Here is a 22,821-nt window from a genome sequence, read left to right as displayed (position 1 = left end):
TGGTCGGTATCTTATTGCCTTTAAAACAGTGATTTTAAAAATCGCTTAGGGGATGTTATGCTCACAAAAAAGAAATGGGCGTTATTTAGTCTATTAACACTGTGTGGCGGTACAATTTATAAATTACCGTCGTTAAAAGATGCGTTTTATATCCCGATGCAGGAGTATTTCAATTTGACCAATGGCCAAATTGGTAATGCCATGTCAGTAAACTCATTTGTCACGACAGTGGGTTTTTTTCTGTCTATTTATTTTGCCGATAAACTACCGCGCAGATACACCATGTCATTCTCACTCATTGCTACGGGATTACTGGGAGTTTATTTGACGACAATGCCGGGGTATTGGGGCATCCTCTTTGTCTGGGCGCTATTTGGCGTTACTTGCGACATGATGAACTGGCCTGTTTTGCTCAAGTCGGTAAGTCGGCTGGGCAATAGCGAACAACAAGGCCGGTTGTTTGGTTTCTTCGAAACAGGACGTGGCATTGTCGATACCGTGGTGGCATTTTCTGCGCTGGCAGTATTTACCTGGTTTGGTAGTGGCTTATTGGGCTTTAAAGCGGGTATCTGGTTTTATTCCCTTATTGTGATTGCCGTGGGCATTATCATTTTCTTTGTACTGAATGACAAAGAAGAGGCACCTTCCGTTGAGGTGAAAAAAGAAGACGAAGCATCGCAAAATACCAGTATGAGCTCGGTGCTGAAAGACAAAACAATCTGGCTTATCGCTTTCAACGTCTTCTTCGTTTACGCGGTTTACTGTGGCCTGACGTTCTTCATCCCATTCCTGAAAAACATCTATCTGCTGCCCGTTGCGCTGGTGGGGGCTTACGGCATCATAAATCAATATTGTCTGAAGATGATCGGTGGGCCTATTGGCGGCATGATTTCAGATAAGATCCTGAAATCACCGAGTAAATATCTGTGCTACACCTTTATCATCAGCACCGCGGCACTCATAATGTTGATTATGCTGCCGCACGAAAGTATGTCGGTATATTTAGGGATGGCATGTACGCTGGGCTTTGGTGCGATAGTCTTTACACAGCGAGCCGTATTTTTTGCACCTATCGGCGAAGCAAAAATTGCTGAAAATAAAACAGGCGCGGCGATGGCGTTGGGTAGCTTTATTGGTTACGCCCCGGCGATGTTCTGCTTCAGTCTGTATGGCTACATTCTGGATTTAAATCCGGGGATTATTGGCTACAAAATCGTGTTTGGCATTATGGCCTGCTTCGCATTCTGCGGTGCGGTGGTTTCCGTAATGCTGGTTAAGCGTATTAGCCAACGTAAGAAAGAGATGCTGGCGGCTGAAGCTTAATTAATGGCCGGATGTGTTTAATCCGGCCAATGAAAACCGTATCAACCATCGCATCCGGCAAAACAAAATCCGCTGAAATCTCCAGCGGATTTTTCGAAATTTCAATTTCAGAATACTTCTTGCTCGGCAACCACCAGTTCGACATTCTCTTCGCTTAATAACTGGCAGAAAGAATTGGGCGGTGGAGCATCAGTAAAAAATGCTCTGACATTTCGTGCATTGCCAATTGAAACGGCAGCAGACGCGGCAAACTTAGTATGATCTGCCACTAGCAATGTATTCCGCGCATGTTTAATCATCGTTCTCGCGACTAACGCTTCATTGACATCAAATTCCAGCAGGGTGCCATCATGCTCAATGGCACCAATACTGGTGATTAAATAGTCTGCGCGGAAACCTTCAATAAAATCCACAGCTCCGGGGCCGATGATCCCGCCGTTATGGGCGCGTAAAGTGCCTCCCGGCACCATCACTTCAATATCCTGATTCTTATAAAGAATCTGTGCTACACGTAGGCTGTTAGTGATAATGCGTAAATCACGGCGGTTGAGTAATGCCCTGGCAACGGCTTCGACCGTAGTACCGATGGTGATAAAGACGGTACAGCGTTCGGGAAGGTAATCAGCGACCGCCTCAGCGATCGCCCGTTTCTCGGCGGTGAGCGAAAGTTCCCGTTGCTCAAAAGCGGTATTCATGACGCTGGAGACGCGCCCAGCCCCTCCATGATGACGGGTGATCAACCCCTGCTCGCTTAGTTTTCGGATATCCCGGCGCACGGTTTGCGTTGAAACATCCAGCAGTTGTGCCAGTTCTTCAATATTCATATAACCGCGTTCTGCGATTAGATGAACGAGTTGGTCATGGCGTGGATTACCTGTCACTTCGATGATACTCATGAATACTCCCTTGCCCCTCCTCGGTAGATGTTTACCATTTTACGCATAAAGTGACAAAAATGATTCGGTTTGCTCACGATTAGGAATGCCAGCCCGACCGCCAGCCTGGGTACATTTCATCGCGGCAACCGCACTGGCAAAACGAATAGCCTCTTTTGTGGGCATTTTTTCTGCTAACGCTACCGCGAGTGCGCCGTGAAAAACATCGCCTGCTCCAGTGGTATCAACCACATTGACAGAAAATGCCTCCTGTTGACACAAATGATCATCTTCAATCCACAACGATCCTTCAGAACCCAGCGTGACATACACTTTACCTGCTGTTTGTGTGGCTGCCTGGTACAAGCCTTCTTCAGGTGACTGAAGGCCGGTCATACGTTTCAGCCCTGGCGTTGAGAACACAGCATGGTCGGCAAGCGCGACAAGTGGAGAAATATCCTGCGGTGTCATATCGGCGTCTAAAAGCGTTGTCACGCCCGCAAGGCGCGCTTGCGAGAATGCTTTTTCAGTGCCGCTATGCCAGCGAACATCGGCCAGAACCAGATCATAACGAGAGAAATCGATCGCTTCTAACCATTCGGCATCAGTATCGAGATCGGGGCTTGGATAATTAACGATAATCCGTTCGCCATGCTGATCAACGAGGATCGCTGATTGCGACGAACGGGCATTAAGATATCGGCGGCAAAATGCCGTATTGACGCCCCAACTCTCAAGTTCTGCAAGTAAGGTATTTCCACAACTGTCATCGCCGACGCGACCGATGAAATCAACCTCCACGCCGAGTTTTGCTATTGCAACAGCGGCTGTTGCCGCCGGGCCACCACCAATCTCAAGATAATGATTTGCCTGATATTTCCCGCCGCCCTCTGGCAGACAGGGCAAAGAATAAATCCTGTCCTGAACAGTGATACCCACACATGCAATTCTGGTCATATTTGTCTTGTCCTGTTTAATTTTGTCGTCTTTGGTCAATTTAAATGACACAAATGATCAAATTAGTGATGCGTGTCGTGTTTTTGAACATAAATTACAAATATGCTCAAAAACAGACGAAAACGAATTTTCAATTGTCATTATTTTGTCAATGTCAGACAGGAGAGCGTTCATGGCAACCATTGCATTTCTCGGGCTGGGGCAGATGGGTAGCCCAATGGCTAACAATCTATTGCAAAAAGGGCATTTATTGCAGGTATTTGATGTCAATACACAGGCTGTCGATGCGCTAGTCACGCAGGGGGCTACTGCGGCACAAACCCCAGCGGAAGCGGCAGTAGGTGCTGAATTTATCATCACTATGCTTCCCAATGGTGACATTGTTCGGCAGGTGTTGTTGGGGGAAAAAGGTGTCTGTGAAACTGTTTCATCTGACGCGTTAGTGATTGATATGTCGACTATTCATCCCTTACAGACCGATGCATTAATACGGGAATTACAAGAAAAAGGCATCAGTATGATGGACGCCCCCGTGGGCAGAACGTCTGTGAATGCGATTGATGGCACATTGCTGATTTTAGCGGGTGGCACTGATGAGCAGATTGTGCGCGCACGCCCGATTCTCATGTGCATGGGTAATGAGCTGGTCGAAGCTGGCGGCCCGGGAATGGGGATCCGCGTGAAGCTAATTAACAACTATATGAGCATTGCGCTTAATGCGCTGTCCTCCGAAGCCGCTGTGTTATGTGAGTCACTGGGATTAAATCTTGATATCGCAATTAAGGTGATGAGTGGTACGGCAGCAGGGAAAGGGCATTTTACGACCACCTGGCCTGGCAAAGTGCTGAAAGGCGATCTTTCTCCCGCCTTCATGGTGGATCTGGCGTTGAAAGATCTGCGTATTGCTGTTGATGTCGCTCAGGAGACGGGGGCGCCGCTCAATATGGGGATTGCAGCAGAAAGTTATTACGCCGCAGCAAGTCAAGACGGTAAAGGGCGGCAGGACTGGAGCGCCCTGCTAAATCAGGTTCGTCAGCAGGCTGGTCTTTAATTTTATCTATTAACAGGAGTTTCTATGTCATCCCACTTCACCCCATTTACGCTGAAAGATATCTCCCGCCCAGGTGGTGGATTTGCCATGTTAGCTGTCGATCAGCGTGAAGCTATGCGTCTGATGTTTGCGGCAGCAGGACAGCCAAAACCCGTCTCCGACAGTGTACTCACCGATTTTAAAGTCGCCGCGACCCGCATCCTTTCTCCTTATGCTTCTGCCGTTCTGGCGGATAAACAATTTTGTCTTGATCAAATTGTCGAGCAGGGCGCTGTTGCTAATTCTTGCGGTCTGATTGTCGCTGCCGATCTTTTTATCCCAGGTAATGGCATCCCGGTTGATAGCGTTGAAATAGATATGTCCGTCGACCCGCATAAAGCCCGTGAAATGGGGGCGAAGGCGATGAAATTACTTGTGCTCTGGCGTGAAGATGAACCTGCAGAGGAACGTCTGGCAATGGTCGATAAGTTTGTTCGTCGCTGCCGTAGTGCCGGGCTGGTCAGCATTATTGAGCCTGTGGTGCGTCCACCTCGTCGTGGTTGGGACTTTGATCGTGAAAGCGCCATTGTTGCCGCCGCCGCAGAGCTTGGTGGAACAGAGGCTGATCTTTACAAAGCCGAGATGCCATTAGGAGGCAAAGGCGATGAAAAAACCTTACTTTCCGCCTGCCAGAAACTTAACGATCAGATGAAGATGCCGTGGGTAATTCTTTCTTCTGGCGTCGATGCCGATATTTTTGGACGCGCGGTAAGTATTGCGATGAAAAGCGGCGCGTCTGGCTTCCTGGCAGGACGAGCGGTTTGGGCGTCGGTTGTTGGTGCACAAGATCCACAAACTATGCTGCGCGATGTCTCCGTTCCACGCTTACAACGATTGGCTGAAATTGTCGATGAAGGTATCGCGCAACGCTAATTCCCTATGGATAACGATTCTGGAGAATAATGATGGATAAAATTACCCAGGTTTTATTTTCAGATATTGGGAAAGTCACCACTCAATATGTTGAAGTACCACACCAGCAACTTAAACCGCACGAAGTACGGATTGCGCCTGTGTTCTACGGGATATGCGGATCGGATCTGCATGTTTTGAAAGGCGGTCATCCGTTTGCCAAACCGCCAGTCGTTCCCGGTCATGAAATTGCAGCGCGTGTTACGGAAGTGGGTAGCGACGTCAAACATGTACAGCCGGGCGATCATGTGGTTGTCGATCCCATCATGGCTTGCATGGAATGCCGGGCCTGCAAAGCAGGGCGTTTTAATCTTTGTGAACCACCGCAGGTTGCCGGTTTTCGCGCGCCGGGATTTGCTCGCTCACAGCACATTGTTCCTGCGCGTAATTGCCATGTCGCACCAGCCTCTTTACCGCTAAAAGTGTTGGCCTTTGCCGAACCGGCAGCGTGTGCTCGTCACTGTGTTAACCGAATGCCGAAGGCTTCTCTGGAGAGCGTACTGGTGATTGGTGCTGGAACAATTGGCTTATCCATTGTGCAGGCACTGCGCATTATGGGGGCAGGAAAGATTACCGTGATTGAACCTGACGCGGCCAAACGTGCACTGGCGTTAAAATTGGGTGCTGCAGAGGTTTGGGCACCGGGAGAACTGGCCGCAGATGTGCGATTTACGGGAGCGATTGATGTCGTTGCAGCGCAGGCCACGCTTAATGATGCCTGTACCCGTGTGTATGCCGGAGGCACCGTTGTGTGTATGGGCGTACCGGGTGGGCCGCGTGAAATACCACTACCGATGATGCAACGTTTCGAGCGTGACTTGCTCAACTCTGGCATGTACATCCCTGAAGATTTCGATGCCGTTATCGAATGGCTGGCGGATGGGCGGTTTGATACCAGTGAGCTGGTTACCGATTTATTTGCCATTGATGACGCAGCGGCAGCATTCGAACGCGCGCAGCAAAATGACTCCATAAAAGTCATGCTGCAATTTGCGCCGGAATGATTTTCTAAATCTCTGTCTGGCGCTGCGCTACGTCAGCGCCACCCTACAACAATTAAAAAGGACACTGCGATGAGTCAAATCACCAGTCCTGCAATTTATTCAATTAGTCGTCCACAGGATGTAATTGATATTGTTAATAAGAACTCTGCGATCAACACCAGTATCGGCGTTATTTTTATTGCTTTGGGCGGCATATTGATTGATGCCTATCAGGCGGCGATGGTGGGGTTTGGTAATAAATATATTGCCGCTCAATTTGGTATTTCTCCTGGGCTTGCCGCAACCGTTAATGCTTCAGTATTAATCGCCGCATTAATAGGTGGTTTATTAGCGAATCGGGTCATCAACCGCTTTGGGCAAAAGCGAGCATTTATTATTGGCATGGGGTTATGCACCATCGGTGCTGCTGCGGTGGCTATTGCGCCCAGTATCTGGTGGGTGCTGGTGTGTCGCGTCATTATGGGCTTTGGCTTAGGCATCGACTTCCCTTTGGCAACCAATGCCGTGGCAGAGCTTCGTGGTTCAACGTCGAAGAAAACCGGAACGTCGGTCAATCTCTGGCAAATGGCCTGGTATGTTTCAACTACCGTTGTCTATCTGGTGCTTTTGCCTCTGCTTCTGTCTGGTATTGCTGAAGAACAGTTGTGGCGTTACGGAATATTCATCGGGGCTATTTTCGCAGTCATCTTCATGATTTTGCGTTACGTCTTTATCGGTGAATCCGCAATGTGGGCCGCACGCGTCGGGCGTTACCAGGAAGCATGCGACATCCTGGGAAAACGTTACGGTGTTCAGGCTCGCGTTGCGACACCGGGTACAGCAGAAGCCAGATCCGCGGAAAAGGTAGAGAATAAATACAGAGGTGGATATGGCATCTTATTTAATGATCGTTACCGCAAACGCACCATCCTCGGCTGTGTCGTGGCAACCATGCAGGCGTGGCAATATAACGCTGTAGGTGTTTATCTTCCTCTTACCCTGGCGGGAATAATAAGTGGCGGGCTTACTGGCGCGTTGACGGGTTCTGCCGTCGTGAATGCCCTTTGTGGGGTAACCGGCGGGATGATCGGCTCGTTTATTCTCCAACGATTAGGCACCCGCCGACAGTCCATGTATGGATTTGCCGTTGTGACCTTAGCATTGCTGTCGTTAGGCGCACTGGCGACGACTAATCCCTGGCTGTCTTTAGGGTTGTTGGGATCAATTATTTTCTTCCATTCAGCGGGGCCTGGTGGGTTGGGCATGACCATTGCCACACTCTCATATCCTCCTGCTATTCGCCCTACTGGGGTGGGATTTGCCCGTGCGATTATGCGCACCGGTGCGATTGCCGGGCTTATTTTCTGGCCGATGCTGTGGGGTGCGTTGAAAACTGAAGCGTTTTACTGGTTGGCAATTGTGCCATTCCTGGGATTCCTGACCTGCGTATTGATTAATTGGGAACCGTTGGGGGCGAATGTGGATGCCGAAGACGCGGAAGTTCTGGCGGAATTGAACAAATAAACATAACGCGTATCGGCATCAGGTCGATGCGCGTATTTATCAGACTGCCCACTTTGTAGTGGGTTATTTCCCAATTTCTCGCCGACCAGGAGAGGAAAATGATGTCTGAAACGTTACCTACACCGCAAGAAGGACTTTCCGGTAAAGCCATGAGACGTGTCGTAATGGGCAGTTTCGCGGGCGCGTTGATGGAATGGTATGACTTCTTTATTTTTGGCACGGCAGCAGGGCTGGTATTTGCTCCGCTTTTTTTCCCGAACAGCGATCCTTTTATAGGTCTTATAGCCGCCTTTGCTACCTTTGGTGTCGGTTTTTTGACTCGTCCCTTAGGTGGCATCGTCTTTGGCCATTTTGGCGATAAAATTGGGCGAAAAATAACGCTTATCTGGACACTGGCTATTGTCGGTTGTTCCACATTTTTGATTGGTTTTATTCCGACGTATCAGGAAATTGGGATCTGGGCACCGCTCATATTAATGGCGCTGCGCTTAATTCAGGGCTTTGGTCTTGGTGGCGAGTATGGCGGAGCGGCATTGATGACCATTGAATCTGCGCCCGAATCCCGGCGCGGTTTTTTAGGTTCGCTCCCACAAACGGCTGCATCAGTGGGGATTATGCTGGCAACCGGTATTTTTGCGCTCTGTAACCATTTACTGACTCAGGAACAGTTTCTCTCCTGGGGATGGCGTATTCCGTTCTGGCTTTCTGCGGTGATGTTGATCGTTGGGTTATTTATCCGCCTGCATACTGAGGAAACACTGGATTTTCAAAAGCAAAAAACGACGAATAATAAAGAAAAGTCCGTTCCTCCGTTGATTGAATTATTCAAAAAACATCCGCGAAATATTTTATTAGCGCTGGGCGCGAGGCTGGCAGAGAGTGTCTCCTCCAATATTATTAACGCCTTTGGTATCGTTTATATTTCCAGCCAATTAGCATTATCGCGAGATATTCCTCTGACGGGCATGTTGATTGCCTCGGCGATCGGTATTTTCAGTTGTCCGTTGGTCGGGTGGTTATCAGACCGTATAGGTCAAAAATGTCTGTATTTGTCAGGTGCGGGATTTTGTGTCCTGTTCGCGTTTCCTTTCTTCTTATTACTGGATAGTAAAAGTACGCTCATCATCTGGTGCAGTATGATCCTCGGCTATAACTTAGGCCCGACGATGATGTTTGCCGTGCAGCCGACACTTTTCACCCGCATGTTCGGCACCAAAGTACGATATACCGGTCTTTCTTTTGCCTATCAATTTTCCGCAATACTTGGCGGACTAAGCCCCCTTATCGCCTCAAGTTTGCTGGCGCTGGGAGGGGGAAAACCGTGGTATGTCGCTCTGTTTTTATTTGCTGTCTCAGTTCTTTCCTTTGTTTGCGTCTGGCTGATTGAGCCGACCGATGAACAAGAAACCGCTTCTTACCGCTACATCAGGGAACAATCTCATGAAAACTGAACGGAATAACGAGCATTATCTGGCGCTACAACAGGCGTTTGACGCGCCCTGGCCTGGGCCTGTGGGAGAGTCTGTGACGCTGGAAAAAGGCAGTATTCGCCTGCAGATTTATCCGCATGATGGTGCCAGGATCACCTCATTACAGGCATTTGGTTGTGAAGTATTACGCCAATGGCAGCCGCAACGCAGAGCTTTTCAGTACGGCTGTTTCCCAATGGTGCCGTGGGCAGGGCGATTGGGGAACGCGACGCTGAATGCTGGTGGGCAATGTTATTCTTTACCCGCCAATAAACCACCACATGCGTTACATGGTATGGCGTGCTATTCAACATGGGAAATTATCGCCAAAACAACAGATTCCCTGACTTTACGTATGCCTCTGGCTTCACCGTGGCCATGGCAAGGGGAAGTGATTCAGACTTTTTTGCTGGAGAACGATGCGCTGGTTTTACAACTGGAAATCCATTCACATGCCGATACATTCCCGGCCTCTGCGGGCTGGCATCCGTGGTTTGCGAAAAAGCTGGCTCCGCAAAGTACAGCGTCGTTGCAGGTGCTTTTTGATGCGGACTGGCAAGAAGAAGCGGGTAGTGATGAACTGCCAACAGGAAATCGCATCTCTCCTCAAGTCGGCCCCTGGGATGACTGTTTTGGTTTTTATGACGGGTTAAAGGTTAAGTTACTGTGGCCAGGTAAACTCGCGATGACCATGACTTCTTCAGCAAACAGTCTGGTTGTATTTGATAAACAGCCTGATGCCACCTGTGTTAACCCGCTTACTCAGGCACCTAACGCAATAAATCTAACGCCGGAATTTGTGACACCAGATAAGCCGCTGGTCATCGAAACCCGTTGGCAATTTACGCCTGAATCTTAACCATTCATCTAATGCGAAAAAGTCAGTGAAATTACTCTGCTTTTTCGCAATCAGCGTCACAAGATTACCCTTATTGCCACATAGCCAAACCCATCCTTTCCCGCTACAGTTAATTTCCTGTGGTGTGAAAGGAGGCAAAAATGCTCTATATCTTTGATTTAGGTAATGTGATTGTCGATATCGACTTTAACCGTGTGCTGGGAACCTGGAGCGATTTAACGCGTATTCCGCTGGCGTCGCTTAAGAAGAGTTTTCATATGGGTGAGGCGTTTCATCAGCATGAGCGTGGGGAAATTAGTGATGAAGAGTTCGCTGAGGCGCTGTGTCATGAGATGGCCTTACCGTTAAGTTACGAACAGTTCTCCCACGGCTGGCAGGCGGTGTTTGTCGCGCTACGCCCGGAAGTGATCGCCATTATGCATAAACTGCGTGAGCAGGGGCATCGCGTGGTGGTGCTTTCCAATACTAACCGCCTGCATACTACCTTTTGGCCAAAGGAATACCCGGAAATCCGTAGCGCTGCCGACCATATCTACTTGTCGCAAGATTTAGGTATGCGCAAACCGGAAGCGCGAATTTACCAGCATGTTTTGCGGGCAGAAGGTTTTTCACCAGACGAGACGGTCTTTTTCGACGATAACGCCGATAATATAGAAGGAGCTAATCAGCTAGGTATTACCAGCATTCTGGTGAAAGATAAAACCACCATCCCGGACTATTTCGCGAAGGTGTTATGCTAAAAACCATCCATGAAAAAGCCAGGCATCGTACCCGTCCGCTATGGGCCTGGCTGAAACTACTCTGGCAACGCATTAATGAGGACAACATGACAACCCTGGCAGGTAACCTTGCCTACGTGTCATTGCTCTCATTAGTGCCGCTGGTTGCCGTTGTTTTTGCACTTTTCGCCGCGTTTCCCATGTTTTCTGACGTCAGCATTCAGTTGCGTCATTTTATCTTCGCCAACTTTCTTCCTGCCACAGGCGATGTTATCCAGCAATATATCGAACAGTTTGTTGCCAACTCCAACAAGATGACCGCCGTCGGGGCGTGTGGTCTGATCGTCACGGCATTATTGTTGATGTACTCCATCGATAGCGCGCTGAATGCCATCTGGCGCAGTAAACGGGTTCGCCCCAAAATTTATTCGTTTGCTGTGTACTGGATGATCCTGACGCTGGGGCCGCTGCTGGCGGGGGCCAGTCTGGCGATCAGCTCCTATCTACTCTCCCTGCGCTGGGCGAGCGATCTCAATACTGTCATCGACAATGTGCTGCGTATTTTTCCGCTGTTGTTGTCGTGGATCTCCTTCTGGCTGCTGTACAGCATTGTTCCTACCATTCGCGTACCTAACCGCGACGCGATTGTCGGCGCGTTTGTCGCCGCACTCCTGTTCGAAGCAGGAAAGAAAGGTTTCGCGCTTTATATCACCATGTTCCCGTCATATCAGCTCATTTACGGTGTGCTGGCGGTGATCCCCATCCTCTTTGTCTGGGTCTACTGGACATGGTGTATCGTCTTGCTTGGTGCAGAAATTACTGTCACTCTCGGGGAATACCGCAAACTTAAACAAGCTGCTGAACAAGAAGAAGACGACGAACCATGATTGCATTAATTCAACGCGTAACCCGAGCCAGCGTCACCGTGGAGGGAGAAGTGACGGGCGAAATTGGCGCGGGACTTTTGGTGTTATTGGGTGTCGAAAAGGATGATGACGAACAGAAAGCAAACCGTCTGTGTGAGCGTGTGCTCGGCTATCGCATTTTTAGCGATGCTGAAGGCAAGATGAATCTCAACGTGCAACAGGCGGGCGGCAGTGTGCTGGTTGTTTCCCAGTTTACCCTTGCCGCAGATACCGAACGGGGGATGCGCCCCAGCTTCTCCAAAGGCGCTTCACCGGATCGCGCAGAGGCGTTATATGACTATTTCGTCGAACGCTGCCGTCAGCAGGAAATGAACACGCAAACAGGACGCTTCGCTGCCGATATGCAGGTATCGCTGGTCAATGATGGTCCCGTGACATTCTGGTTGCAGGTATGAGCCAGCTTCCAGGTGTGTCACGGGAAACAAGAGAGAGTATCGCTATGTATCACCTTCGGGTTCCACAAACAGAAGAAGAATTAGAGCGCTACTATCAATTCCGCTGGGAGATGTTGCGTAAACCCCTGCATCAACCGAAAGGTTCTGAACGCGACGCCTGGGATGCGATGGCGCATCACCAGATGGTCGTCGACGAGCAGGGTAATCTGGTGGCAGTAGGGCGGCTGTATATCAATGCCGATAACGAAGCCTCCATTCGCTTTATGGCCGTTCATCCCGACGTGCAGGACAAAGGCCTGGGCACGCTGATGGCGATGACCCTGGAGTCGGTAGCGCGTCAGGAAGGCGTTAAGCGCGTGACCTGTAGCGCCCGTGAAGACGCGGTGGAGTTTTTCGCTAAGCTGGGGTTTGTGAATCAGGGGGAGATCACCACCCCAACCACCACGCCGATTCGCCATTTTCTGATGATTAAACCCGTCGCTACTCTGGATGACATTTTGCATCGCGGCGACTGGTGCGCCCAGCTCCAGCAGGCGTGGTATGAACACATCCCGTTAAGCGAAAAAATGGGCGTGCGCATTCAGCAATATACCGGGCAAAAATTTATCACCACCATGCCGGAAACCGGCAATCAGAATCCGCACCACACGTTGTTTGCCGGGAGTTTATTCTCTCTGGCAACGCTCACCGGTTGGGGGCTTATCTGGCTGATGCTGCGCGAACGCCACCTCGGCGGAACGATTATTCTTGCCGATGCGCATATCCGCTACAGCAAGCCGATTAGCGGCAAACCTCATGCGGTGGCCGACCTCGGTGCGTTAAGCGGCGATCTCGACCGTCTGGCGCGCGGGCGTAAAGCGCGGGTGCAAATGCAGGTCGAAATCTTTGGCGACGATACGCCAGGCGCGGTGTTTGAAGGCACATATATCGTTCTGCCCGCGAAGCCATTTGGCCCGTATGAAGAGGGCGGGAACGAAGAAGAGTAGGGCGGCCGTTTTAATTAAATACCGGTTGGTGGCGGCACTGACCGGTCTGCGATGGGCGATAAATTTTATCTTAAGCCTGATGCGGTAAATACGCTGACTTTTTCGGGTACACTATCCTGATGATGTAAATGAAGACCCAGTCAAAAAACAAATATCCTTGAATATAATATATTCATAGCACCATAACTCGGCCTTATTATTTGTTGTCGCTTTTCTGTGGATGCGATCCGACCTAATTAAGAGTAATAAACAATCATGGGCGATGCTAAACGATTTTTTAATAATAATTAAAATAACTGTAACTGTTGCATTGTTTCTGGAAAGTGTCTCGCAAAAACAAAACCACATGCGGAAACCAGCTTTCGTTAATTAATTTTCCAGTGTAAGTTTCATACATTAATTAACAGTATATGTTAGGTGGTAACGATGGCGATGAATACGGTTTTTCTTCATTTGTCAGAAGAGGCAATTAAAAGACTGAACAAACTCAGGGGCTGGCGTAAAGTTTCACGATCTGCAATTTTACGCGAAGCGGTGGAGCAATATCTGGAGCGGCAGCAATTTCCGGTACGTAAGGCAAAGGGAGGCAGGCAAAAGGGGGAGGCGCCAGGTGTTGAAGAATCCGTGTAAGGTGCATGAGGAATGACAAAAAGACTTTTTCATTCTTGAATATAAAATCAAAAAGCCAGATGCCATTATTCTGGCAACGGCACAGATTTATGGCTGCGAACTGGTAACGCGAAATACGAGAGATTTTGCGGGAATAGCAGGTGTTGTCACACCCTATGAACTGTAATCCGGGCGACCTGTGCCCCCCGGAAAACGTCAGAGATTACTCCCCTTCACCCGGGAACAGGAACGGGTTGATGGAGCTGCGGGCGTAGCCTTCTTGCTCCATTCGCGCGTCCAGTACCAGAGAGGCGAGGTCATCCGCCACAGCTTCAACTTTTGGATCTTTTTCCTGATAAAGAATCTTCAGGTAAGTGCCGCAGTCATCACAGCTTTCGGCTTTAATTGCAGCCTGTTCGTCATCCAGCGACCAGTAGTGCAGTTTGCCGCTCTGTTCGCAGTTGCTGCATTTTACGCGCACCACGTGCCATTCGGTTTCGCACAGGTTGCAGTGCAGATAACGCAGGCCCTGAGTCGTGCCGATTTGCACCATGCTGGAAACCGGCATCGAACCACAAACCGGGCAGTACTGACGTTGTTCGCCATATTCTGCACGGGCTTTGCCAGGGATCAGATTAGCCATCTGTGCCCAATAGAGCGACAACGCGGCCCAGATAAACGGCGCTTTATCACTGCTGACTGACGAGAAATCAGAGGTAAACAGCGCGTTGGCCATATCTTCCAGTTCCTGGGTCGATGCCTTCTCCAGATTCTCAATCACAGCCAGCGCCGGACCGCTCATTTCAGGTTTCAGTTCAGCAATCAGCGCCATCAGCAGTTTTTGCCAGTGCTTATCACGCGGCAGTACGTGAATATCCAGCGGTGGCTTGCCCTGTGCGCTTGCTTCTTTAATGCGTGTGGTCAGATCCATCTCCAGCGGATGGTCGTACAGCACCACTTCCTGGGCGTGGGCGATAAGCGCAGCAAAGCGCAGGTAATCACCCAGCGGATTATTTTCTGCCAGCTCGCGCAGACGCTCGGCGCGGCGGTTGTATAAATTTTTGAGCCGAGGGAACAATAACGGCGGAATCATATCCGCCGTACGTTTCTCGCTCGAACCCAGCTCATCTTGCGGGATTATGCGAATACTCATTCAGCTTTCTTTTCCGTTGTCTTGCGGACTTCACGATACCAGCGTGGATGGTGTTTCTTCGCCCATGCGCTGGTAACCCATCCTTCCACCATGGCGGTAATCGTGCCTTTCACCCAAAGGGCGGCGTAGATATGCACCATGATAACCACAATTAACGCCACTGCGGCAAATGAATGCAGCATTAACGCGAATCGGATCACCGGGATTGAGAAAGCAGGCGCAAAATAAGGACGCCAGATAATCACACCGCTCACCAGCAGCAGGACCAAGAAAATAATTGCCGCCCAGAAAACGCATTTCTGACCGAAGTTATAACGCCCGGTGTCACCTACTTCCTCGTTGACGACGATCTTACGAATATTCTTCGCCCAAAAGATATCATCCCGATTGATTAGGTTGTGATGCCAGTAACGGAAAAACATGATGATGAACGAGGCAAACATAACCACGCCAACAAACGGGTGCAGAATTCGCGCCAGTTGCGGCGTGCCCATGATTTGCATCAACCAGTTGAAAGAGGGGAACAAAAATCCCATCCCGCTTACCGCCGCCAGGATGAAGCAGAAGGCGGTGATCCAGTGGTTGATACGTTCCGGTGCGGTGTAGCGCACGATGGTGTCACGTCGTTTCATTTGCGCTCCTCGTCTTTCTCTTCGTGCAGATTATTCTCTTCCTCATCCGCACGGTTCGGACCGACACCCACGTAGTGGAAGATACTGGCCGCAAAGGTAGCCGCAAAGCCAACAGCCGCGAGCGGTTTCCAGATGCCTTTCCAGAATTTTACGGTTTGGCTGATTTCCGGATTTTCCGGCAAGCCATGATACAGATTCGGCTTGTCAGCATGGTGCAACACATACATCACGTGTGTACCACCGACGCCAGCCGGATCGTACAGACCTGCATTGTCGTAACCGCGGGTTTTCAGCTCAGCCACGCGCTCGCTCGCCAGCGTTTTCATCGACTCTTTCGTACCGAAGTGAATCGCGCCTGTCGGGCAGGTCTTCACGCAGGCCGGTTCTTGCCCAACCACTACACGGTCTACGCACAGCGTACATTTGTAGACGCGGTTGTCTTCCGGATTGAGGCGAGGAATATCGAACGGACAGCCCGCGATACAATAACCGCAGCCAATGCACTGCTCGGACTGGAAGTCGACGATACCGTTGGCATACTGAATAATTGCCCCTTCCGCCGGGCACGCTTTCAGGCAGCCTGGATCGGAACAGTGCATACAGCCGTCTTTGCGGATCAGCCATTCCAGTTTGTCGTTTTGCTCCACTTCCGAGAAGCGCATCACCGTCCACGATTTGGCGCTTAAATCATTAGGGTTGTCATACACCCCAATGTTATTGCCGACGGTATCGCGAATGTCGTTCCACTCTGAACACGCCACCTGACAGGCTTTACAGCCGATACAGGTGGTGACGTCGATGAGTTTCGCCACTTCTTCCTGGAAATCCCGCGCCTGAGGGGCGGGGGTCAGACCGTTAGTCGCGGAACGACGAATGATATCTTGAGATTGGTAAGCCATATTTCGTCTCCGTACCCTTCATCTTTCAGCTTGCAGGTTCGCTGGCTTCCTTATTCATCCCGGTCACATAGTGTTTCTGCTCCCGGTCTTCATGGCGTTGCCAGCTCCCTGCAATCTGAAATCTATTAGGTATCCACCTTTTCCACATTCACGAGGAAGGATTTAAACTCCGGCGTCTGCGTGTTCGCATCACCGACGAATGGCGTCAACGTATTGGCAATAAAGCCTTTTTTCGCTACGCCTTCATAGCCCCAGTGAATCGGAATACCGATGGTATCGATATCTTTGCCGTTCGCTTTCAGCGTGCGAATACGTTTGGTCACCACTGCTTTGGCTTTGATATAGCCGCGGTTGGAGGAGACTTTCACGGTATCGCCCTGGGCAATGCCAAGTTTGTTCGCCAGCGACTCACCGATTTCCACAAACTGCTCTGGCTGCAAAATCGCGTTCAACAGCGCGTGTTTAGTCCAGTAGTGGAAATGCTCGGTCAGACGATAGGTGGTTCCGACATACGGGAACTTATCGGCTTTACCTAATGCTTCAGCGTCATCTTTAAAGATACGCGCAGCCGGGTTTGAGATAACGTTTGGATGCAGCGGGTTAGTCCCCAGCGGCGTTTCAAACGGCTCGTAGTGTTCCGGGAACGGACCCTCCGCCATTTTATCGAGGGCAAACAGACGGCCCATGCCTTCCTGCTGCATGATAAACGGCCCGACGCCGCTGCCCGGAGGCGCTGCGCTGTAGTCTGGAATATCCCAGCCGGTCCACTTGGTGCCGTCCCATTTCAGCAACTGACGCTTCGGATCCCACGGGTTACCCTGCGGGTCTGCGGAGGCGCGGTTATACAGAATGCGGCGGTTAAGCGGCCATGCCCATGCCCAGCCCAACGTGTTACCGAGGCCAGACGGATCGGCGTTATCACGACGCGCCATCTGGTTGCCTTCCGGCGTCCAGCTACCGGCGAAAATCCAGCAGCCACAGGAGGTTGTTCCGTCATCACGCAGTTGGGCAAACGAGCTAAGTTGTTGGCCTTTTTTAACAATGACCGCTCCGGTTGCCGGGTCGGTAATATCGGCCAGCGCCTTACCGTTGCTCTCCATCGCCACTTCTTCTGAAGATGGCTCATGCGGAATGGCGTAGTTCCAGGTCATGTTCAGCACCTGATCCGGATTAGCGCCGCCCTGTTCGGCATACATCTTGCGCAAGCGCAGGAAGATACCGGAAAGGATTTCGCCATCAGTCAGCGCAATCCCCGGGGCGTCCGCGCCTTTCCAGTGCCACTGCAACCAGCGACCGGAGTTAACGATAGAACCGTTTTCTTCCGCGAAGCAGGTCGATGGCAGACGGAACACTTCGGTCTGGATCTTCGAAGAATCGACTTCGTTCAGCTCACCGTGGTTCTGCCAGAAGTTAGAGGTTTCAGTGTTCAGCGGGTCGATGGTCACGAGGAACTTCAGTTTCGACAGACAACCGATCACTTTGTTTTTGTTCGGGAATGAGGCAACCGGGTTAAAGCCCTGGCAGATATAGCCATTGACCTTGCCCTCTTTCATCATCTCGAAGTATTGCAGGACGTCGTAGCCTTTATCCCACTTCGGCAACCAGTCAAAGCCCCAGCTATTTTCCGCCGTTGCTTTATCGCCAAAGAATGCTTTCATCATCGAGACGAAGAATTTCGGGTAGTTGCTCCAGTAGTTGACCTGACCTTCCAGCAGCGGTTTCGGCGTGCTGGCGGCGAGGTAGGTTTGCAAATCGGTTTGCTTCTCGCTCGGTAGCGTCATGTAACCCGGCAGGCTCTGCGACAGCAGCCCCAGATCCGTCAGCCCCTGAATGTTGGAGTGACCGCGCAGGGCGTTAACGCCACCGCCTGCCATCCCCATATTGCCGAGCAGCAACTGGATCATCGCCATCGTGCGGATGTTCTGTGCACCAACGGAGTGTTGCGTCCAGCCGAGCGCGTAGAGGAACGAGGCGGTTTTATCGTGAGCACTGGTTTCTGCGATGTATTCGCAGACTTTCAGGAACGCGTCTTTTGGCGTACCACAAATGTTTTCAACCACATCTGGCGTATAACGGGAAACGTGCTGTTTCAGCAGGTTCCATACGCAACGTGGGTGTTGCAACGTGGTATCGCGTTTGGCAAAGCCGTTTTCGTCCAGTTCATAAGTCCAGCTAGACTTATCGTACTTGCGTTTTTCCGCGTCGTAGCCGGTGAACAGGCCATCTTCAAAGCCGTAATCCTCACGCACGATCAGGCTGGCGTTGGTATAGGCTTCGGTGTATTCGCGGTTGAATTTTTCATTGTTCAGCAGGTACAGCAATACGCCTGACAGGAAAGCAATGTCAGTACCGGAACGAATAGGGGCATAGTAGTCAGCCACCGCTGCCGTACGCGTAAAGCGAGGATCGATCACAATCAGCTTCGCGCCGTTGTGAATTTTGGCTTCCATCGCCCAGCGGAATCCGACCGGGTGAGCTTCAGCGGCATTACCGCCCATCACCACAACAAGGTTGGCGTTCTTGATGTCGACCCAGTGGTTGGTCATCGCACCGCGACCAAATGTTGGAGCAAGACTTGCTACCGTTGGTCCGTGTCAGACACGCGCCTGGTTGTCGACCGCGAGCATACCCAGCGCGCGCGAGAATTTTTGCGTTAAATAGCCGGTTTCGTTACTCGACGCGGAAGCACACAGCATCCCGGTGGAGAGCCAGCGGTTAACAGTCACGCCTTCGGCGTTTTGCGCAATGTAGTTAGCATCGCGGTCTTCTTTCATCAGTTTGGCGATGCGATCAAACGCCTCTTCCCAACTGATTTGCTGCCATTTATCAGAACCAGGTGCACGGTATTCCGGGAACTTCAGACGGCTTTCGGAGTGGATGAAATCCACCAGGCCAGCGCCTTTCGGACAAAGCGCACCGCGGTTGACCGGGTGATCCGGGTCACCTTCGATATGGAAGATAGATGCTTTGGCGTTTTTTGCTCCGTCACCGAGGCTGTACATCAGCAGCCCACAACCAACAGAACAATAGGTGCAGGTATTACGGGTTTCGCGGGTGCGCAGCAGTTTATACTGCCTTGTCTCCGCGAGTGCTACGCTGGGTGCAAAACCCAGTGCCGCTGCCGTGGTGCCTGCCATACCGCCAGCGCAGATCTTAAAGAACTGCCTTCTGCTGACCTGCATGGATTGCTCCTTGTTTCGACATTGTCACGTCCCATTTACATTCGCTTGCTGCGCGTGCAGGGAGTGGGAGTTATTTTTCTTTGCGGAAGAGGCCGCAAAGGTCCAGAATTGGCTCAATTTCCCTCCATCCAGGAAGGGTTTGTAACAGAATACCATAATCTTGGTGTGTGTGTTCTTATCTGGTTAAGAGAAAGTGAAAAAAACACAGCAAAAAGAAATCGAAAATGTGACAAATATCACAGGGATGCGTCAAATTGAGTTATGGCGGCGTGATGATTTACAACATTCCCGGCTTGATGAAGTCGCGGAAGAAGTTCCCGTTGCGTTGGTCTACAACGGTATTTCGCATGTGGTGATGATGGCCTCGCCAAAAGACCTTGAGCTCTTTGCGCTCGGTTTTTCGCTTTCAGAAGGAATTATCGAAAACCCGCGTGATATCTTCGGTATGGACGTTGTTCCTTCCTGTAACGGTCTTGAAGTGCAAATCGAGCTTTCCAGCCGCCGCTTTATGGGGCTGAAAGAGCGCCGCCGGGCGCTGGCCGGGCGCACGGGCTGTGGTGTCTGTGGCGTAGAGCAACTTAATGACATTGGTAAACCGGTGCAGCCACTGCCGTTCACCCAGACCTTTGATCTCAACAAACTGGATGACGCATTACGTCATCTCAATGACTTCCAGCCCGTGGGGCAATTGACCGGTTGTACGCACGCCGCCGCCTGGATGCTGCCTTCTGGTGAACTGGTGGGCGGACATGAAGACGTGGGTCGCCATGTAGCGTTGGATAAACTGCTGGGTCGCCGGGCGCGGGAAGGCGAAAGCTGGCTGCAAGGTGCGGTGCTGGTTTCCAGTCGTGCCAGTTATGAAATGGTACAAAAGTCAGCGATGTGCGGCGTAGAGATTTTGTTTGCGGTGTCTGCCGCGACAACGTTGGCGGTGGAAGTTGCTGAGCGTTGTAACCTGACATTAGTGGGCTTTTGTAAGCCAGGCAGGGCAACGGTTTATACCCATCCTCAGCGTTTAATTCATCATTAAAAAATACCGCAATTCTGATTACGGGTTGCGGTTTTATTTTTTTATTAAATAATCCTCAACATATTATTCAGCATTTAAATATAATTACTGTTTATTTGTAGTAAATATACTCGTTAACTCCGGCGGTTAAAGATATACTTCTCTCACGTTACGTGATGAATTAATGATTTTATTTATATGGACGTTTTGAACTAATCATCGTATCAATAAATAAAAACGTGTAACTAATGAGTAAAGGGAAACAACAATTTTATTCCAGCATTAAAAACAGCAATAAGTATTACTGACAAAATGCAAAATATTTTTGTCGGATGCGGCGAAAACGCCTCATCCGACCTGTAAATCGTACAGACTTAATGAATTCCGTAGGCCGGATAAGCGCAGCGCATCAGGCAATTTCGTGTTTGTTGTCAACCTCAATGTATTTTCAATAGTGGGTGATGGATTATGAGTATTGAAAAATGAGTACATTACAGTTACCAGGCAGTTCATATTCAACAGAAGTTAATTTAAACGGCTTAATTGAGGTGCTCAGCAAGCATCTTTACTCCACACCTGTGGTTGCCGTGCGCGAACTGGTGCAGAACGGGCATGATGCAATTGTGCGTCGCAGGATTGAGCAACCTGATGCACCAAAGGACAATCTAATCCGTGTGGTAGCTGACGTGGCGAAGTCCACCATCACCATTAGCGATACCGGCGCAGGCCTGACGGAAAGTGAAATTCATGGCTTTCTGGCAACGGTTGGTGTGGGTTATACCCGAATGTTACGCCAGCAGGATGACGATACGGGACTCATTGGCATGTTCGGCCTCGGCTTTTTGTCGGCCTTTGTGCTGGCAAAAGAGGTCACGGTGTTGACCACATCCTGGCAAACGCCGGATCAGAGCTGGAAATACCACTCTACCGACGGGCAAAAATACACCGTTACCCCGCATCAAAACTCGGCTCCGGGTACGCAGGTCATTCTGACGCTCAAAGAAGAGTACAGCCATCTGGCGAGTAACAATTTGCTGAACCGCGTTCTTTCCCGCTACTGCATATTGCTGCACGAGCCGGTCTATGTGGGCGATGCCAGCGAGCCGGTGAATAAACTCCAGCCGCCGTGGCGTGAAGTCGCCCCCGAAGGCGTAACCATGCACCGCGCGTTGGTGCAGCGTAAAAATCTCGCCTTTGCCGCCCAGTTTGAATCCTCCTTCGAACCGATTTGTACCATTCCGGTAGTACCGGCGGGGATGAGCGATGCCGTCGGGATTTTATGGATTCAGGATGGTGCAACTTACGGCACCAGCGATAACCGCAACCTGTCGTTGTTTTTGCGCGGCATGTTACTCGATGACGAAGCGCGTGAGCTGTTACCGCCCTGGGCCGGTTTTATTGGCGGTGTGATTGAATCATCGAAACTGACGCCGACGGCGAGCCGGGAAGATCTTCAGCGAGATGAAACCTGGGTTGCGGTGCAGGAGGCGTTAAAAGAGTCGCTGATCTCTGGTTTGTCCGATCTCGCACAAAACCAGCCAGAAATATGGCGACGGGTATTAATGCGCCATAACGAGGCGTTACTGGGTGCGGCATTGTGTGATGATCGTCTGTTTGATTTGCTGAAAGACCGTTTGCAGGTGCCAACCTCAAAAGGAGCGTTGCTGGCGAAAGATTTACGCATCAATAACAGCATTCATATTCTGTTAAGCCGCGATGGTGGTTTTGAAGAGATGTTGTTCCACATTCTGCAACGACCCGTTGCGCGTGGCGATCGCTATGCCGTGGTGCCATTTTTACGCCGTTGGGCGCTGTTATATCACTGCCGGATTATCGAAGTCGGTACGCAAACGGGTAATGAGCAGTTGTTCAGCCTGGCGGAGTTGCCCGAAGAGCAGGTTGCGTATCTGGAAGAGCAGCTCTGCGATGGTGAGCAATTAATTATTTCCCGCTTCGAACCGGCCGTTTTACCGTTAGTCGTCACGCCAGACCGGGAAGCGGAATTAAAACAAATTCTTGAGCAGGATGATGCCGATAAGCGCATCAGCACCGCGGCGTTAATGCTGGCGCGGCAATTTACTTCGCAAATCCAAAAGACCAAAACATCAAGTCTGTATATCAACCTTAATAATCCCTGCGTCATGCAACTGGTGACAGCATTACAACATCAACAGCAACCAGCGGCGGCATTACGGTTATTAAAATCGCTAAAAGTGATTTTGTGTTCCAGCGGTAATAAAGAGCAGCAGTGGAATTTACACCAGGCACTGGAAGATTTCACTCAGGTTATTCCTGTTTTAATTAATCAAGGAAAATAAA

The 22,821-nt window shown here is 50.4% G+C and carries 19 protein-coding genes and 2 pseudogenes; 15 read left to right on the top strand and 6 right to left on the bottom strand.

Annotated features, from left to right (window positions below; translation table 11 throughout):
• Positions 1 to 57 precede the first annotated feature (57 nt).
• Positions 58 to 1,323, top strand: a complete 1,266-nt coding sequence (locus A1SC_RS06795; protein ID WP_016262672.1) for an MFS transporter — start codon at positions 58 to 60, stop codon at positions 1,321 to 1,323.
• 107 nt (positions 1,324 to 1,430) lie between these two features.
• Here A1SC_RS06795 and A1SC_RS06800 read toward each other — a convergent pair whose 3' ends face one another.
• Complete coding sequence (locus A1SC_RS06800; RefSeq protein ID WP_016249352.1) at positions 1,431 to 2,219, bottom strand: DeoR/GlpR family DNA-binding transcription regulator; 789 nt, start codon at positions 2,217 to 2,219, stop codon at positions 1,431 to 1,433.
• 39 nt (positions 2,220 to 2,258) lie between these two features.
• Entirely contained in the window at positions 2,259 to 3,155 is an 897-nt protein-coding gene (locus tag A1SC_RS06805) for a sugar kinase (RefSeq protein WP_001517346.1), read from the bottom strand.
• Positions 3,156 to 3,327: 172 nt separating this feature from the next.
• Between A1SC_RS06805 and yihU the strand changes: the two genes are divergently transcribed.
• The 12 genes and pseudogenes from yihU to A1SC_RS23920 form a co-directional block, all read left to right on the top strand.
• Positions 3,328 to 4,206 carry a sulfolactaldehyde 3-reductase gene (gene yihU / locus A1SC_RS06810; RefSeq protein WP_016249351.1) on the top strand — a complete coding sequence of 293 codons (879 nt, stop codon included), beginning with the start codon at positions 3,328 to 3,330 and terminating at the stop codon, positions 4,204 to 4,206.
• A gap of 24 nt (positions 4,207 to 4,230) precedes the next feature.
• The gene (locus A1SC_RS06815) at positions 4,231 to 5,118 is read left to right on the top strand and encodes an aldolase (protein ID WP_000094553.1); all 888 of its coding nucleotides are present in this window, start codon (positions 4,231 to 4,233) and stop codon (positions 5,116 to 5,118) included.
• 32 nt (positions 5,119 to 5,150) lie between these two features.
• Positions 5,151 to 6,161 (top strand): zinc-dependent alcohol dehydrogenase, encoded by a 1,011-nt coding sequence (locus A1SC_RS06820; protein WP_016262671.1) that lies wholly within the window; start codon positions 5,151 to 5,153, stop codon positions 6,159 to 6,161.
• Between the two features lie 69 nt (positions 6,162 to 6,230).
• A complete protein-coding gene (locus tag A1SC_RS06825) occupies positions 6,231 to 7,664 on the top strand; it encodes an MFS transporter (RefSeq protein ID WP_000078427.1) in 1,434 nt (477 codons plus the stop codon).
• Positions 7,665 to 7,765: 101 nt separating this feature from the next.
• Entirely contained in the window at positions 7,766 to 9,115 is a 1,350-nt protein-coding gene (locus A1SC_RS06830; protein WP_010376781.1) for an MFS transporter, read from the top strand.
• Entirely contained in the window at positions 9,105 to 9,992 is an 888-nt protein-coding gene (locus tag A1SC_RS06835; RefSeq protein WP_001517343.1) for an aldose 1-epimerase, read from the top strand. Before A1SC_RS06830 ends, A1SC_RS06835 begins: the two co-directional genes overlap by 11 nt.
• A gap of 140 nt (positions 9,993 to 10,132) precedes the next feature.
• Entirely contained in the window at positions 10,133 to 10,732 is a 600-nt protein-coding gene (yihX, locus tag A1SC_RS06840; RefSeq protein ID WP_016262670.1) for a glucose-1-phosphatase, read from the top strand.
• Complete coding sequence (locus A1SC_RS06845; RefSeq protein ID WP_000920721.1) at positions 10,726 to 11,598, top strand: virulence factor BrkB family protein; 873 nt, start codon at positions 10,726 to 10,728, stop codon at positions 11,596 to 11,598. The genes yihX and A1SC_RS06845 overlap by 7 nt, the downstream gene beginning before the upstream one ends.
• Positions 11,595 to 12,032 (top strand): D-aminoacyl-tRNA deacylase, encoded by a 438-nt coding sequence (gene dtd, locus A1SC_RS06850; protein ID WP_000560983.1) that lies wholly within the window; start codon positions 11,595 to 11,597, stop codon positions 12,030 to 12,032. Before A1SC_RS06845 ends, dtd begins: the two co-directional genes overlap by 4 nt.
• A gap of 44 nt (positions 12,033 to 12,076) precedes the next feature.
• Positions 12,077 to 13,018: a fatty acid biosynthesis protein FabY gene (gene fabY, locus A1SC_RS06855; RefSeq protein WP_001517342.1), complete on the top strand. Its 942-nt coding sequence runs from the start codon at positions 12,077 to 12,079 to the stop codon at positions 13,016 to 13,018.
• A 426-nt stretch (positions 13,019 to 13,444) separates the two neighbouring features.
• Positions 13,445 to 13,664 (top strand): annotated as a pseudogene (locus A1SC_RS06860) (CopG family transcriptional regulator).
• A gap of 21 nt (positions 13,665 to 13,685) precedes the next feature.
• Positions 13,686 to 13,814 (top strand): annotated as a pseudogene (locus A1SC_RS23920) (PIN domain-containing protein); the annotation flags it as partial.
• 36 nt (positions 13,815 to 13,850) lie between these two features.
• Here the strand turns inward: A1SC_RS23920 and fdhE are convergent.
• The 4 genes from fdhE to fdnG form a co-directional block, all read right to left on the bottom strand.
• Positions 13,851 to 14,780, bottom strand: coding sequence for a formate dehydrogenase accessory protein FdhE (gene fdhE, locus A1SC_RS06865; RefSeq protein ID WP_000027717.1), 930 nt, complete (start codon positions 14,778 to 14,780; stop codon positions 13,851 to 13,853).
• Positions 14,777 to 15,412: a formate dehydrogenase cytochrome b556 subunit gene (gene fdoI, locus A1SC_RS06870; protein WP_000829020.1), complete on the bottom strand. Its 636-nt coding sequence runs from the start codon at positions 15,410 to 15,412 to the stop codon at positions 14,777 to 14,779. The genes fdhE and fdoI overlap by 4 nt, the downstream gene beginning before the upstream one ends.
• Positions 15,409 to 16,311, bottom strand: a complete 903-nt coding sequence (gene fdoH / locus A1SC_RS06875; RefSeq protein WP_000331381.1) for a formate dehydrogenase O subunit beta — start codon at positions 16,309 to 16,311, stop codon at positions 15,409 to 15,411. The genes fdoI and fdoH overlap by 4 nt, the downstream gene beginning before the upstream one ends.
• Positions 16,312 to 16,436: 125 nt before the next feature.
• Positions 16,437 to 19,493 (bottom strand): formate dehydrogenase-N subunit alpha, encoded by a 3,057-nt coding sequence (gene fdnG, locus A1SC_RS06880; protein WP_077688246.1) that lies wholly within the window; start codon positions 19,491 to 19,493, stop codon positions 16,437 to 16,439.
• Between the two features lie 193 nt (positions 19,494 to 19,686).
• On the opposite strand from fdnG, the gene fdhD reads away from it, so the two are divergent.
• Positions 19,687 to 20,523: a formate dehydrogenase accessory sulfurtransferase FdhD gene (gene fdhD / locus A1SC_RS06890; RefSeq protein ID WP_000753581.1), complete on the top strand. Its 837-nt coding sequence runs from the start codon at positions 19,687 to 19,689 to the stop codon at positions 20,521 to 20,523.
• A 461-nt stretch (positions 20,524 to 20,984) separates the two neighbouring features.
• Positions 20,985 to 22,820 carry an ATP-binding protein gene (locus A1SC_RS06895; RefSeq protein WP_016262669.1) on the top strand — a complete coding sequence of 612 codons (1,836 nt, stop codon included), beginning with the start codon at positions 20,985 to 20,987 and terminating at the stop codon, positions 22,818 to 22,820.
• The last annotated feature ends 1 nt before the right edge of the window (position 22,821 follow it).

The sequence above is a fragment of the Escherichia sp. KTE52 genome, assembly GCF_000408325.1.
Classification (GTDB): domain Bacteria; phylum Pseudomonadota; class Gammaproteobacteria; order Enterobacterales; family Enterobacteriaceae; genus Escherichia; species Escherichia marmotae.
This window is presented reverse-complemented; position numbering and strand designations above follow the sequence as displayed.

Coding starts and splice junctions, on each gene's coding strand:
- A1SC_RS06795 (WP_016262672.1), top strand. CDS start 58: ATGCTCACAAAAAAGAAATGGGCGTTATTTAGTCTATTAACACTGTGT.
- A1SC_RS06800 (WP_016249352.1), bottom strand. CDS start 2,219: ATGAGTATCATCGAAGTGACAGGTAATCCACGCCATGACCAACTCGTT.
- A1SC_RS06805 (WP_001517346.1), bottom strand. CDS start 3,155: ATGACCAGAATTGCATGTGTGGGTATCACTGTTCAGGACAGGATTTAT.
- yihU (WP_016249351.1), top strand. CDS start 3,328: ATGGCAACCATTGCATTTCTCGGGCTGGGGCAGATGGGTAGCCCAATG.
- A1SC_RS06815 (WP_000094553.1), top strand. CDS start 4,231: ATGTCATCCCACTTCACCCCATTTACGCTGAAAGATATCTCCCGCCCA.
- A1SC_RS06820 (WP_016262671.1), top strand. CDS start 5,151: ATGGATAAAATTACCCAGGTTTTATTTTCAGATATTGGGAAAGTCACC.
- A1SC_RS06825 (WP_000078427.1), top strand. CDS start 6,231: ATGAGTCAAATCACCAGTCCTGCAATTTATTCAATTAGTCGTCCACAG.
- A1SC_RS06830 (WP_010376781.1), top strand. CDS start 7,766: ATGTCTGAAACGTTACCTACACCGCAAGAAGGACTTTCCGGTAAAGCC.
- A1SC_RS06835 (WP_001517343.1), top strand. CDS start 9,105: ATGAAAACTGAACGGAATAACGAGCATTATCTGGCGCTACAACAGGCG.
- yihX (WP_016262670.1), top strand. CDS start 10,133: ATGCTCTATATCTTTGATTTAGGTAATGTGATTGTCGATATCGACTTT.
- A1SC_RS06845 (WP_000920721.1), top strand. CDS start 10,726: ATGCTAAAAACCATCCATGAAAAAGCCAGGCATCGTACCCGTCCGCTA.
- dtd (WP_000560983.1), top strand. CDS start 11,595: ATGATTGCATTAATTCAACGCGTAACCCGAGCCAGCGTCACCGTGGAG.
- fabY (WP_001517342.1), top strand. CDS start 12,077: ATGTATCACCTTCGGGTTCCACAAACAGAAGAAGAATTAGAGCGCTAC.
- fdhE (WP_000027717.1), bottom strand. CDS start 14,780: ATGAGTATTCGCATAATCCCGCAAGATGAGCTGGGTTCGAGCGAGAAA.
- fdoI (WP_000829020.1), bottom strand. CDS start 15,412: ATGAAACGACGTGACACCATCGTGCGCTACACCGCACCGGAACGTATC.
- fdoH (WP_000331381.1), bottom strand. CDS start 16,311: ATGGCTTACCAATCTCAAGATATCATTCGTCGTTCCGCGACTAACGGT.
- A1SC_RS06895 (WP_016262669.1), top strand. CDS start 20,985: ATGAGTACATTACAGTTACCAGGCAGTTCATATTCAACAGAAGTTAAT.